The sequence below is a fragment of the Streptosporangium sp. DT93 genome (genome assembly GCF_049844535.1).
Lineage (GTDB): Bacteria > Actinomycetota > Actinomycetes > Streptosporangiales > Streptosporangiaceae > Streptosporangium.
In genome coordinates this window covers 303651-316197 of sequence record NZ_JBNCLF010000009.1, presented here as the reverse complement: position 1 = coordinate 316197, position 12547 = coordinate 303651, and the positions used below count along the sequence as shown (strand labels likewise).

Below are 12547 nucleotides of genomic sequence, written 5' to 3'. Positions count from 1 at the left end.
GGCGGATCGATGGGGCGCCCGGAGCGGCCCGGGATGCGCGGGGGGTCACCGTGTCGCCACGACCACCCTAAACCGGCCGTGCGCCCCGTGTCGCAAACGCGCTTCGATTCCGGCGGTTCCCGGGTAATCGTGACCGTCCACAACCGATTCCCGCGAACACCGTCAGACCACCGGATCTCCGAGCCCCCCATCAGGCTCCCGGTTCTCCAAGACCCTGCCGGGCCGTCGGCCTTCCGACACCCCATCAGGCTCCCGGTTCTCCGGGCCCCTGCCGGGCCGCCGGCCTTCCGAGACCCCGGCCGGCCGCCGGTTCTCCGGGCCCCTGCCGGGCCGCCCGCCTTCCGAGACCCCGGCCGGCCGCCGGTTCTCCGGCCCCCTGCCGGGTCGACGGCTTCCCGGCGCGCCGTCAGACCGTGACGACGACCTTTCCCGAGGCGTGTCCCCTCTCCTGGTACCCGACGGCCGCCGGGATCTCCTCGAACGGGTAGCGGCGGTCGATGACCGGGGTGAGCCTCCCGTCCTCGACGAGCTCGGTCAGCGTCAGCAGGTTCCGCTTGTTCTCCGTGGATCGGACCACGTCCACCAGGACCGTTCTCTGCGGCACGAACGCCGAGACCGCGAGTGCGGAGAGGACGTGACCGACGGGCTGCAGCCACCGCCCGCCCGGCCCGCCGACGACGGCGCAGGTTCCCGTGCGGGTCAGCACGCGCCGGTACGCCGACCCCGGACGGCTTCCCGCGATGTCCAGCACCAGGTCGTGGCGCCGCCCGTTCCGGGTGAAGTCCTCCGCGGTGTAGTCGACGACCTCGTCCGCGCCGAGCGACCGGACCAGTTCGACGTTCCGCGTACCGCAGACGGCGGTGACCTCCGCGCCGAACGCCTTGGCGAGCTGTACGGCGAACGTGCCCACGCCCCCCGAGGCCCCGTTGACGAGAACCCGCTGTCCCGGCCGGACCCGTCCGGCGTCCCGCAGGCCCAGCAGGGCGGTGAGGGCCGCCAGCGGCACCGCCGCCGCCTGCTCGAACGACAGGTTCTTCGGTTTCGGCGCCAGTTCCCCCTCCCGGACGCACGCGTACTCGGCGAAGCCGCCCCGCTTGGGCATGCCGAAGACCTCGTCGCCGGGACGGAACGCGGTGACGTTCCGCCCCACCGCCTCGACCTGTCCCGCGAGGTCGGCACCCAGGACGCCGAACTTCGGCGTGCGCAGCCCGAGCCCGTTGCCCATCAGGCGCGCGATGTACGGCTCCCCTCTCATGAGGTGCCAGTCGTAGGGCTGCACGGAGGTGGCGCGCACCCGGACGAGCACCTCGTCGTCGGCGGGCACGGGCGTGTCGATCTCGGTGAGTTCCAGGACGTCGGGTGAGCCGTACGAGCGCAGGACGAACGCCTTCATGAGCACTCCTCATTCATGGTGGGCGCGGGTGCGGGGCAGGGCGCCGGTCGCGGGGGCCGTCACACCCGCGCGTCGGCGGGGCCGAGGTCGCGGCCCGCGTCGGCGGGGGCCGGTGGTGACGGTCGCGGAGACGGTGACGAGTACGTCCCGAGCCGTGCGGGATCAGCGTAGGAGCCTCGCGTGGAAGGCCCATCGGCCGAAAGTACGCCTGATCGACGGACGATCGGCCCCTGACACGTGCGGTGGGCCGGTTCAGCTCCTGACGCGGCCGGTCTCGTAGGCCCAGATCGCGATCTCGACGCGATTGCGGGCGCCGAGCTTGGCCATCAGGCTGGCGATGTGGGTCTTGACGGTGCTGAGGGAGATGTACAGCTCGACGGCGATCTCGTTGTTGGTCCGCCCGCGCGCCACGGCGGCGAGGATCTGCTCCTCCCGGCCGGTGAGCGCCTCGACCGGCCGTACCGGGGCCGGGCCCGCGGTGCGGGTGAAGGCGCCGAGCAGGCGCGCGGTCACGCTCGGGGCGATGAGGGCGTCGCCGTCGGCCGCGGCGTGGACGGCCTGGGAGAGCAGGACCGTACCGGCGTTCTTGAGCAGGAAACCCCGGGCGCCGGCCCTGAGCGCGGCGTAGACGTACTCGTCCAGGTCGAAGGTGGTGATGACGACGACGGCGAGGGGGTCGGCGACGTCGGGCCCGGCGAGGAGACGGGTGGCCTCGATGCCGTCGAGGCCGGGCATGCGGATGTCGAACAGGCACACGTCGGGGCGCAGCCGGCGCGCGAGCTCGACGGCCCGCCGCCCGTCTCCGGCCTCGCCGACGACCTCGATGTCCGGCTGGGCGTTGAGGATCATCGTGAGCCCGGTACGGACGATCTCCTGGTCGTCGGCGACGAGCACCCGGACGCTCACGTCGCGGCTCCGGTCCTGGGCAGCACGGCGGTCACGGTCCAGCCCCGGCCGGGGTCCGGGCCGGCCACGCAGATGCCGCGGAGCAGGTGGGCGCGCTCGATCATGCCGATCAGCCCGTACCCCGGCGACGCGGCCGGGCGGACGAGGCCGCCGTCGCCGTCGTCGTTCACGCGCAGGCGCACCGACGCGTCGTCGGCGGTGACGCGGACCTCGACGCGGGTGGCGTGCCGCGCGTGACGCCTGGCGTTGGTGACGGACTCCTGCGCGAGGCGGTAGATCGCGGCCTCCACCGACGGCGGCAGGCCGTCGAGGTCGCCCGAGATCCGTACGTCGACGCGCGGGCCGGAGGGGGTGTGGCCGGCGAGGTGCTCGATGTCGGCGATGCGCCGGCCGGGTGTCAGGTCCATCGGGCGGTCCGTGCGCAGGACGCGGACCATGGCCTGCATCTCGGCGAGGGCGCGTCCCGCCTCGGCCTCGATCACGCGGAGGGCATCGGTCGCGGCCTCCGGTCGTGAATCCGCCGTGGCCAGGCCCGCCTGGGCGCGTATCGCCATCGCCGAGACGTGGTGGGCGACGGTGTCGTGCAGGTCGCGGGCGAGTTGTGCGCGTTCGAGCAGTTTGGCCTGGTCGAGCTCGCGCGCCCTGGCCCTGGCCCGGTAGCGCAGCGCCCCGCCCAGGGTGACGGTCGTGGACAGCACGGCGAACGCGCCGATCGTGTCGGCGCCGGTGCCGTGGCCGCCGGCCGTGGTGAGGGAGGCCGCGACGACCATGATCACGAGCCCGGTCGCGGCCTCGCGTCCCGACCCCCACCGGAACAGCGCGTACGGGAGGATCAGCTGGTAGGCCATCGTGTACATCTCCGACAGGGGCTCGCCCGTCAGGACGGAGGGCAGGCCCGTGACGGTGAAGCAGATCACGACCATCAGCAGCGGCCTGCTGCGGCGCCACAACACCGTGGGCACCAGCCCGACGGCGATGCCCACCGAGACGGCCCGCCACGGAAGGTCCGGCCGCAGCACCCCTTCGAGGACCGCGACGGGGACGATCACCCCTGCGAGCACCCAGTCCCGCCACACGCGCCGCGGGGCGTCCGGGGGGCGGGGTTCGTCCCAGAGGGAACGAAGGACGGCGAGCACACCATCATCGTACGAGCCACGAGCCACGAGCCACGAGCCCCGAGGCCGCCCCGCCCCGGTCCGGTCCGGTCCGGGGACGGGGACCGCGGCCCTCGCCGGAGAGGGTCAGCTGCAGGGGTTGGTCTTGCTGTCCACGACCTTGTCGGTGAGGGCGTCGGGGATCTTGGGGAGGGCGCGGACGCCCGGCCAGTCGGCGCCGATGACCAGCTGGATGACCGGCCCGTCGGGGGCCTTGCCGTCGGCGGTGGGCGGGGGCGCCACCATCGGCACGTACTTCTCCGTGGTGAGGGGCTTGACCTTGCCCGGGACCGGGGCGCGCTTGTCGCCCGAGAGCCTGGCGGCGACGGCGTCACCGTAGGAGGCGCCGTCGGCGGCCTCCTTCTTGGCGTAGCGGACCGTGGTGGTGGACACGTTGCCGGACGCCGGGCGGGCGTTGCCGACGTGGGTGACCACGAAGCCCTGGTCCGCCAGCTCGTCGGCGACCTGCTTGGCCCGGCCCGGCGTGTCGGTGCCGTTGAACACCTGGAGCCTGACCTGCTCGCGCTTGACCGAGGGCTTGGCCTTGGGGTCGGGCGGCGGGGTGACCTCGGTGTCGTTCTTGATCGCGGCGAAGAGCTGGTTCGCGTACGGCTGCACCCAGGCGACCCGGTTCGGGTCGTCGGGGTGGGGTCCCCACGGGACGGTGATCAGCTTCACGCCGCTCGCGGTCAGCTTCTGGGCGCTCTGCCCGATCTGGAGCAGGGTGCCGGTGTCCTTGGCCAGTTCCTCGTCCATCCGGACGGACTTGGCGGCGGTGTTGATGAAGGCCAGCATCTTGCCGGGGTCGGTCAGCAGCTCCTTGCTGGTGGCCTTCTTCACCACCTGGCTGAGGAAGACCTGCTGGCGCTTGATGCGGCCGATGTCGCTGCCGTCGCCGTAGTTGCGCAGCCGGACGTAGCCCAGGGCCTTCTCACCCGCCAGCAGGTGCCAGCCGGCGGGCAGGGTGAGCTTGGACTTCTTGTCGTCGACCGGCTTGGTCAGGCAGACGCGGACGCCGCCGAGGGCGTTCACGATGTTCTTGAAGCCGGTGAAGTCGACCTCGACGAAGTGGTCGATGTGGATGTCGGTGAGCGATTCGAGCGTGGTGATCGTGCAGGTGATGCCGCCCTCGTTGTAGGCGGCGTTGATCATCTCGGTCCTGGCCGCGACGGGCGCGCCCGTCTCGGAGGTGCAGGCGGGCATGTCGACCATCGAGTCGCGGGGGAAGCTGACGAAGGTCGCCTTGTCGCGGTCGGGGGAGATGTGCATGAGGATGATCGTGTCGGTGCGCTTGCCCGCGTCGGCCATCTCCTGGCCGTACTTGAGGTTGTCGCCCTCGCGGGTGTCGGAGCCCACGATCAGCACGTTGAGCGCGCCCTTGACGGGCGCGGGCCGGTTGTTGCCGAGCTTGCCGGAGAGGTCGACCGTCTCGAACTCGCCCAGCGTGTCCCGGTAGACCTTGTAGCCGCCCAGGGTGCCGAGCACCAGCAGCCCGGTCGCCGCGATGCTCGCCCAGGCGCCGATGCCGAGGCGCCGCGGCCCGCGGCCCCTGCCCTTGGCCGCGGACCTCCCGGGAGGCGGCGGATCCGCGGGCGGGGCCGGAGCGGTAGGTGCCTGCACTTCCGCCCGCCGTACCCCCCTGCGGCCGGGGGAGGTCGTCTCGGCCCGGCGGTCTCTGACGGTGGCCTGCCGGTGGTCGCTCATGCGGTCCTCCCGCTCGGCGGCGTCTTCCGGTGATGGTGCGGCTCGATCATCGCGCCCAAAGAGTAGATCATGGGGTGCGCACCGGGAACCGTGATGATGCGAACTTGGCCAAGACCCGCCCCCTGAGACCGCCGTGTGATCCGGCCGCCAGCATACTCAAATACGGACATTTAGTGGAATGTTACTGAAATTAGGTTTACGTGTGATCAGAGCCGCTGCCAGGCACGCCGCGGGCACCGCCGGCAGCACGTAGCGGTAGTCGAACTCCGCCACGGCCGGAGGCATCACCAGCAGCACCGCCGCCACCGACCAGGGCAGCGCCCACGCCGGTGAGGCCGGCCGGAACCGCCGGACGCACGCCGCCGCGGGCGGCAGCAGCAGGATCACCAGCACGGCCGCGCCCGGCAGCCCGGCGACCCCCTGGTAGGTACGCATCCAGCCCGCGTACGGTTCGACGATCCGGGTGGAGATCGGACCCCGCTGGTAGCGCTCCGCGGCCTGGGCGCCGACCGTCGCCGGGTAGCGCCCCGGCGGCGCGGGCGGCGTCGCCGGGAAGAGGTAGTAGTCGTAGACCTCCCGGTCGGGGTAGACCGGACGGTCCACGGTGAACGACCGGGCCAGCTCCGAGGCGACCGAGCCCAGGTAGTCCAGCGGCTGGCTCCGGATCGCCAGCGAGGCGAACCGCCCGGCCAGCGCGTCGTTCTCCCTGCTGAACGTGATGCCGGGCAGCCTCACCAGCGGGGCGTCCTGCGCCCAGACGTACTCCTGCGCGGGAGGACGCAGGGCGGCCGGGCGCGGGTCGCAGAGCACCGCGAGGTCCGGCGGCGGCCGCATCACCCCGCAGTCGGCGAAGGTCATCGTCTTGGCGTACAGGAAGACGCCGTTCGCGCCCACGATGCCGATCCGCTGGGTCGTCGCGTGGAACCAGGCGCCGTAGCCGAGGATCGGCACCGCCGCGGCGACCAGCATGATCCCCGCCGCGCGCACCCGGCCGCGCTCACGGAAGATCAGCCAGGCGGCGAAGAGCGCCACCAGCGGCAGCCCGACCGTCCTGGTCAGCGTCGCCGCCGCGAGCAGCACCCCGATCCCGGCCGCGGTACGCCACCCGAGCCGGTTCCCGCGATCCCGGGAGTCCGGGCCCCCGGGAGCACCGGGGAGCAGGCCGCGTACGGCCAGGCAGGTCGCCGCGACGACCAGGACGGTGAAGAGGGTGTCGGAGACCAGCAGGTGTTCCAGCTCGATCTGGTAGGCGTCCAGCAGGGAGGGGGCCGAGGCCAGGGCCGCGGCCCTGCCGGGCACCCGCAGCCGCCGCGCGGTGAGGTAGACCAGCACGCCGACGAGCAGGCCGATCAGGTGCTGGGCGACCGCGACCAGCGCGAAGTCGTGGAACGGCTGGAGCGCCCTGAGGAACATCGCGTACCCGGCCGGTCGTACCAGGTCGGGCCGGGGCCTCATGGCGGTGACGACGTAGGTGTAGGAGTCGGGGAACCAGAGCGCGGGCCGGTACCCGAGCACGGTCACCAGCCGCAGCAGGGCTCCCGCGCCCAGCAGTCCCAGGAACCAGCGATGCTCCCGCAGCCCGCGGACCACGAGGGAACCGCGTCCCCCGGGAAGGCCTTGACCTCCGGGGGGAACGTGCCCGCCCGGCAGGTCGCGACCGCCCAGGAACCGCCGACGCAGCCGCGCCCACCCGACCACTCGTCCCCCTCCTCGCGCGCTGCGCGTACGCTACCGGCTCCCCGGCGACCTCGCGGCCCGCGCCCGGGCACGGCGCGCCCGCCGTCGTCCCGGGTCGGCACTACGATCTGGTCGCATCATGACCACCGGATCGCTGGACCGCGCGCGCAGGCCCTCGGCGGGCAGGGTGCTGGCCGTGCTCTCGGTCGTGCCGCCCCTGGCGGTGGCGGGCTGGCTGCTGGCCGGTCTGCCGCTGCTGCTGCTCGGCGCGTTCCGGCCGCTCCTCGCGGTCCCGCTCGGCCTGGTGGCCGTCGCGCTGCTCTGCCGGTACGGCCTGCGCCGCGTGCCGGAGATCGGCGGGACGACCGCCCGGCAGGTCGCCGGGGTGGTCGCGGTCGCCGTGGGCTCGGGGATCCTCAACGGCCTGCTGCACGGCGAACAGCTCATCGTCCGCCGCGACCCCGGCACCTACGCGCAGTACGCCCTCTGGCTGGCCGGGCACGGCTCGCTGCCGGTTCCCTTCCAGGAGCAGGCCTTCGGCGGCGCCGATCCGGCCCTCCGCTTCGGCAGCGTGGGCTTCTACGACTTCGGCGGGGCGGTCGTGCCCCAGTTCATGCCGGGGGCGCCGATGCTCCACGCGGTGGGCGCCTGGGCGGGCGACATCGCCGGGCTGCTGCTGGTGCCGCCCGTGCTGGGGGCGGCGGCCGTGCTCGTCGTCGCGGGCCTGGCCGCCCGGCTGATCGGACCCCGCTGGGCCTGGCTCGCCGCGCTGCTCTTCGCCGTCTGCCTGCCGATCCTCTACACGTCGCGGACCACCTTCAGCGAGATCCCGTCCCTGATCCTGCTCTTCGGGGGCCTGACCCTGCTGCACGACGCCGGCACCGGGACCCGCGCCGGCACCGGGACCCGCGCGGGCGCCGGGCCCCGCGCCGGTGCCGGGCCCGCCTCGGAGGCGGCTTCCCGTTCCGGCTCCGGGGCCGGCCGGGACGCCGGGCGGGCGGCCCGGACACGGCCGCCGGGGTCGCCGAGATCGGCGGGGCTGACAGGACCGGCAGGGCTGACGGGGCTGGCCGGGCTGGTGACCGGGCTGGCGGTCATGGTCAGGATCGACGGGCTGCGCGACGTGCTCCCGGTGCTCGCCTACGCCGGGCTGCTGATCGCCCTCGGCCGGGCCGGTGACCGGGAGAGGGGACGGCAGGGGGTGCCGCTGCTCGGCGGGCTGGTGGCGGGGGCCGGGCTCGGCTTCGCCGCCGCCCACCTGCTGTCGCGGCCCTACCTGGACTACCTGTCGGGGTCGCTGGTCCCGCTGCTGGCCGTCTGCGGCGCGGTCGTGCTCCTCATCGCGGTGGCGGCGGTGCTCGCCCCGCGTCTCAAGGGCCCGGTGCGGCGGGTCGCGCGGGTCCGGTGGCTGCCCGAGGCCGCCTCCGGTCTGGTCGTGCTGGTCGCAGTGGCCTTCGCCGTACGGCCGTGGCTGGAGACCGTGACCCGCGTGCCCACCACGCCCGAGGACCGGACGACCTCCCTCTTCATCGCCGGGGTCCAGCGGGCCAACGGCCTGCCGACCGAGGCGTACCGGCTCTACTACGAGAACTCGGCGCACTGGGTGGCCTGGTACATCGGCATCCCGGCGGCGCTGCTGGCCGTGCTCGCCGCGGCGTTGCTCGCCCGCGGGGTGTTCCGGGGGACGGCCGCCGGGTGGGCGCTGCCGCTGGCCGTCGTCCTGTGGACGACGGTCGGCACCCTCTACCGGCCGGCCATCACCCCCGACCACCCCTGGGCCGCCCGCAGGCTGGTCCCCGTGATCGTCCCGGGTCTGATCCTGCTCGCCGTCTGGGGCCTGCGCCGGCTGCGCGACCGGGCCGGCCGGTCCGGGTACGGCCCGGCCGCGCGGCGCGGGATCACGGTGGGCGGTGCGGTCCTGCTGCTGGCCTTTCCCGCCTTCACCTCCGCGGGGACGGCCTTCACCCCGGTCGAGCGCGGCGAGCGCGCCGCGGTCGAGGCGCTGTGCGCGGCCCTGCCCGCGCGCGCCTCGGTGCTCGTCGCCGAGCGCGTCACCTCCGACCGCTTCACCCAGGTCGTCCGGGGCACCTGCGACGTCCCCACCGCGCGGATCGTGCTGGCGCCCCGCTCGGACGTGCCCGCCCGAGCCGACGTCGACCGGCTCGCCGCCCGCGTCCGCGCCGCCGGGCGCGTCCCGGTGCTGCTCGCGGCCAAGGCCGACCAGCTCTCCGCGTACGGGCTCCCGGTCCAGATCATGAACCTCCGCGTCCGCCAGGACGAGCGCTCCCTGGTCGACCCGCCGAACGCCACCTGGTCCCTGTCGGCCGACGTCTGGATGACGGTCCCCGGCGCGGCCGGGTGAGCCCTCGGGCGGTCGCGCACGCCGACGTCACGGCATGGCGGTCCCGCGCGGTCGGGTGATGAACGCCCGGCCCGGCGTTCCCGGTCTCCACGTCCGGCGGTCCCGGGCGCGTGAGGAACGTCGCCCGCCGGTGATTTCCGGGCCCCGGATGCCGTGGAGACCGGCCTCGGGCGGCTTTTCGGCCGAGGCGCCGAGCCGTGCCGGAAGGGCGTAGTGCGCTCGGTTCCCGGCTGGGCAGAGTATCCTCGCCCGTCGAGAGTATGCCCGAGAGCCCGAGAGTGGATCAGCCGTGGACGCAACGCCGTACGTGACCATCGTCCTGCCGTGTTACAACGAGCAGGACCACGTCATCGCCGAGGTCGAGCGGATCTGCGAGGCGATGGACCACAGCGGGTACACCTACGAGCTGGTGGCCGTCGACGACTTCTCCACCGACCAGACCCTGGCCAGGCTGAAGGAGGCCGCGCCCCGGTTCCCGAACATGCGCATCAGGGCCTTCCACCGCAACGGCGGCTCGGGCACGGTGCGCAGGATCGGCACGCAGGAGGCGCGCGGCGAGATCGTCGTGTGGACCGACGCCGACATGACCTACCCGAACGAGCGCATCCCCGAGCTCGTCCAGATCCTGGAGAAGGACCCGGCGATCGACCAGGTGGTGGGCGCGCGGACCAGCGAGGAGGGCTCCCACAAGCTCCTGCGGGTGCCCGCCAAGTGGTTCATCCGCAAGGTCGCCGAGCGGCTGGCCGGGCAGAAGATCCCCGACCTCAACAGCGGGCTGCGGGCGTTCCGCAAGGCGGTGGCCAGGCCCTACCTGCGGCTGCTGCCGCCCGGGTTCTCCTGCGTCACGACGATCACGCTGTCGTTCCTGTCGAACCAGCACGACGTCTACTACCTGCCGATCGGCTACAGCAAGCGGGCGGGCAAGTCGAAGTTCAGCTTCGTCTCCGACGCCTACCGCTACATCCTGCAGGTACTGCGGATGGTCATGTACTTCAACCCGCTCAAGGTGCTCATGCCGCCCGCGCTGTGGCTGATCGGCCTCGGGGTGGCCAAGGGGATCTACGACAACATCAGGACGCCCTTCTACCTGGCCAGCAACACCACCCTGATCTTCATCTCCGGCCTGCTCATCGGCTCGCTGGCGCTGCTGGCCGACCTCATCGTGCGCTCGCGGAGCGAGTAGGTGCGCGTCCGCCTGGTCGGGCCGACGTACCCCTACAAGGGCGGCGGCGCCGCGCACACCACCGAGCTCGCCCACCGGCTGGCCGCCGCCGGGCACGACGTGGTGATCGAGTCGTGGCGGGCCCAGTACCCCTCCTTCCTGTACCCGGGGAAGCAGACCGCCGAGACGCCCGACGGCGAGCCGTTCGGGAACGTGCGGCGCGAGCTCGACTGGCGCCGCCCGGACGGCTGGGTCCGCGCCGGGAGGCGCCTGCGCGACGCCGACCTGGTCGTCCTGGCCGTCCTCAGCCCGGTGCAGGTCCCGCCCTACCTGGGTGTCCTCGCCGGGCTGCGCCGCCGGACCCGGGTGGTGGCGCTCTGCCACAACGTGCTGCCGCACGAGCCCAAGCCGTACGACAGGCCGCTGATGCGGGCGCTGCTGCGCCGGGTGGACGGGGTGCTGGTCCACTCCGAGGGGCAGGCGGCCAGGGCCCGGGAGCTCGGCGCCCGCTCCGTGCGGGTGGCCGAGATGGCGCCGCACCTGCCCACGCGGGGGACCGGGGGAGCGGGACGCGTCGCGGCCGTGGCCGGGGGCGTCCACCGCAGGCTGCTCTTCTTCGGCCTGGTGCGGCCGTACAAGGGACTGGACGTGCTGATCCGCGCGCTGCCCGGGGGCGTGTCGCTGCGGGTGGCGGGGGAGTTCTGGGGAGGTCTGGAGGAGCGGACCAGGGCGCTGGTCGCCGAACTGGGGCTGACGGACCGGGTGGAGCTGCGACCCGGGTACGTGGCCGCGGCGGACGTGCCCGGGCTGTTCGCGGACGTGGACGCGCTGGTGCTGCCCTACCGGAGCGGGACGGCCAGCCAGCAGGTCTGGATGGGCCACGAGCACGGGGTGCCGGTGATCGCCACCCGGGCGGGGACGCTCGGCGAGCACGTCACCGACGGGGTGGACGGGCTGCTGGCCGAGCCCGGCTCGGTGGAGGACCTGCGCGCCGTGCTGGCCGCGTTCTACCGGCCGGGCGAGCCCGAGCGGCTGCGCTCCGGGGTCGAACCGGTCGATCCCGGGCCGTACTGGACGACCTACGCGGAGGCGCTGCTGTCGCGCTGAGCGGCCTCGGCACGCGTCCCGGCGGGGGCTTCCGCGCGGGGCTCGGCGTCGGTCCCGGCCTCGGTCCGGGGCCCGGTGTCGGTGTCGGCCTCGGTCCCGGCGTCGGGGTGGGACTCGGCGCGGCCGCGGGGGTGGGAGAGGCGTCCCCACAGGAAGCCGATCCCGGCCCAGCTCACGTCCGCCAGGGTGAACATCACCCGGGACACCACCGCCGCCACCAGGGCCTTCGGGGAGTCCAGCACCGGTGCCAGGGCGAGCACCATCGCCCCCTCGCGGACGCCGATCCCGGCGGGGACGATGACCGTGACGATGCCCGTCGCCCAGGCCAGCGCGTAGGCGCCGGTCGCCACCGCGTACAGCGAACCGGCGTCTCCCAGGGCGCCGAGGTCGGCCAGGGGGAGCAGCAGGTGCGGGCCGTAGGCCAGCCAGCCCGTGATCGTCAGGGCGACCGCGGCGAGCACGGCCCTGCCGCCGAGCAGCCGGGTCTGGCCGAGCGGCTCCTGGCGGGCGACGCGCAGGGCCAGGTCGAGCCCGAACGTGAGCACCCTGGGGTGCAGGCAGACGGCGATGACGGGGATCAGCGCCATCAGGTACCACGCCTGGGTCAGGGTGTCGCGCAGGGTCACCGCCGCCACCAGCAGGGCGCAGCCCAGGGAGACCAGCAGCGCCAGCGAGATCGAGCCGAACATCCGCCGGGGCGGGACGCGGTGGTCGCGGCCGAGCTCGATCATCGCGGCGTACGCCCAGACGCTGCCGGGCACGTACTTGCCGAGCTGGCCGACGAAGAACACCCGGGCGGCGGCGCCGAGCGGCAGCGGCGAGCCCATGCCGGCCAGCACGGTCCGCCAGGCCAGCACCATCACGGCGATCCCGGTCATCACCGACAGGTAGGACCCCACCAGCGTCCACACCGACAACTGCGCCACCGCCGCGGCCGTCTCGTCGCGGTTCCCGGCCAGCCCGTACCCGAGGAAACCCACCGCGACCAGCGCGAGCAGCACGCGGAGCAGGCGGCTTGACCGCAGTCGGCTGAGCATCCGCCCAGGGTACGACGACGCCCTTACCCGGCGGTAGGGCCGCCG

At 73.8% G+C, this 12547-nt stretch carries 9 protein-coding genes; 3 read left to right on the top strand and 6 right to left on the bottom strand.

Features of this window, described 5'->3' with window-relative positions; all coding sequences use genetic code 11:
* Positions 1–406: 406 nt before the first annotated feature.
* From ACLQ2R_RS21495 to ACLQ2R_RS21475, 5 genes are all read right to left on the bottom strand, one after another.
* Positions 407–1393, bottom strand: a complete 987-nt coding sequence (locus ACLQ2R_RS21495; RefSeq protein ID WP_425961964.1) for an NAD(P)-dependent alcohol dehydrogenase — start codon at positions 1391–1393, stop codon at positions 407–409.
* A gap of 252 nt (positions 1394–1645) precedes the next feature.
* Positions 1646–2299, bottom strand: coding sequence for a response regulator (locus ACLQ2R_RS21490; RefSeq protein WP_425961962.1), 654 nt, complete (start codon positions 2297–2299; stop codon positions 1646–1648).
* Entirely contained in the window at positions 2296–3435 is a 1140-nt protein-coding gene (locus ACLQ2R_RS21485) for a sensor histidine kinase (protein ID WP_425961961.1), read from the bottom strand. The genes ACLQ2R_RS21490 and ACLQ2R_RS21485 overlap by 4 nt, the downstream gene beginning before the upstream one ends.
* A 105-nt stretch (positions 3436–3540) precedes the next feature.
* Positions 3541–5157: an LCP family protein gene (locus ACLQ2R_RS21480; RefSeq protein WP_425961959.1), complete on the bottom strand. Its 1617-nt coding sequence runs from the start codon at positions 5155–5157 to the stop codon at positions 3541–3543.
* A 156-nt stretch (positions 5158–5313) separates the two neighbouring features.
* Positions 5314–6747 carry a phospholipid carrier-dependent glycosyltransferase gene (locus ACLQ2R_RS21475; protein WP_425961957.1) on the bottom strand — a complete coding sequence of 478 codons (1434 nt, stop codon included), beginning with the start codon at positions 6745–6747 and terminating at the stop codon, positions 5314–5316.
* A 226-nt stretch (positions 6748–6973) separates the two neighbouring features.
* Here ACLQ2R_RS21475 and ACLQ2R_RS21470 point away from each other — a divergent pair, with 226 nt between their 5' ends.
* From ACLQ2R_RS21470 to ACLQ2R_RS21460, 3 genes are all read left to right on the top strand, one after another.
* Positions 6974–9196: a hypothetical protein gene (locus ACLQ2R_RS21470; protein ID WP_425961955.1), complete on the top strand. Its 2223-nt coding sequence runs from the start codon at positions 6974–6976 to the stop codon at positions 9194–9196.
* Positions 9197–9485: 289 nt separating this feature from the next.
* Positions 9486–10379, top strand: a complete 894-nt coding sequence (locus tag ACLQ2R_RS21465; RefSeq protein ID WP_425961953.1) for a glycosyltransferase family 2 protein — start codon at positions 9486–9488, stop codon at positions 10377–10379.
* Positions 10380–11465, top strand: coding sequence for a glycosyltransferase family 4 protein (locus tag ACLQ2R_RS21460; RefSeq protein ID WP_425961951.1), 1086 nt, complete (start codon positions 10380–10382; stop codon positions 11463–11465).
* Here the strand turns inward: ACLQ2R_RS21460 and ACLQ2R_RS21455 are convergent.
* On the bottom strand, positions 11438–12502 hold the full coding sequence (locus tag ACLQ2R_RS21455) for a lysylphosphatidylglycerol synthase domain-containing protein (RefSeq protein WP_425961949.1): 1065 nt from the start codon (positions 12500–12502) through the stop codon (positions 11438–11440). The two genes, ACLQ2R_RS21460 and ACLQ2R_RS21455, sit on opposite strands and share 28 nt — an antisense overlap.
* Positions 12503–12547 lie beyond the last annotated feature (45 nt).

Bases quoted from the DNA above. Each gene is read 5' to 3' on its own strand.
- ACLQ2R_RS21495 (WP_425961964.1), bottom strand. From the start codon at position 1,393: ATGAAGGCGTTCGTCCTGCGCTCGTACGGCTCACCCGACGTCCTGGAA.
- ACLQ2R_RS21480 (WP_425961959.1), bottom strand. From the start codon at position 5,157: ATGAGCGACCACCGGCAGGCCACCGTCAGAGACCGCCGGGCCGAGACG.
- ACLQ2R_RS21470 (WP_425961955.1), top strand. From the start codon at position 6,974: ATGACCACCGGATCGCTGGACCGCGCGCGCAGGCCCTCGGCGGGCAGG.
- ACLQ2R_RS21455 (WP_425961949.1), bottom strand. From the start codon at position 12,502: ATGCTCAGCCGACTGCGGTCAAGCCGCCTGCTCCGCGTGCTGCTCGCG.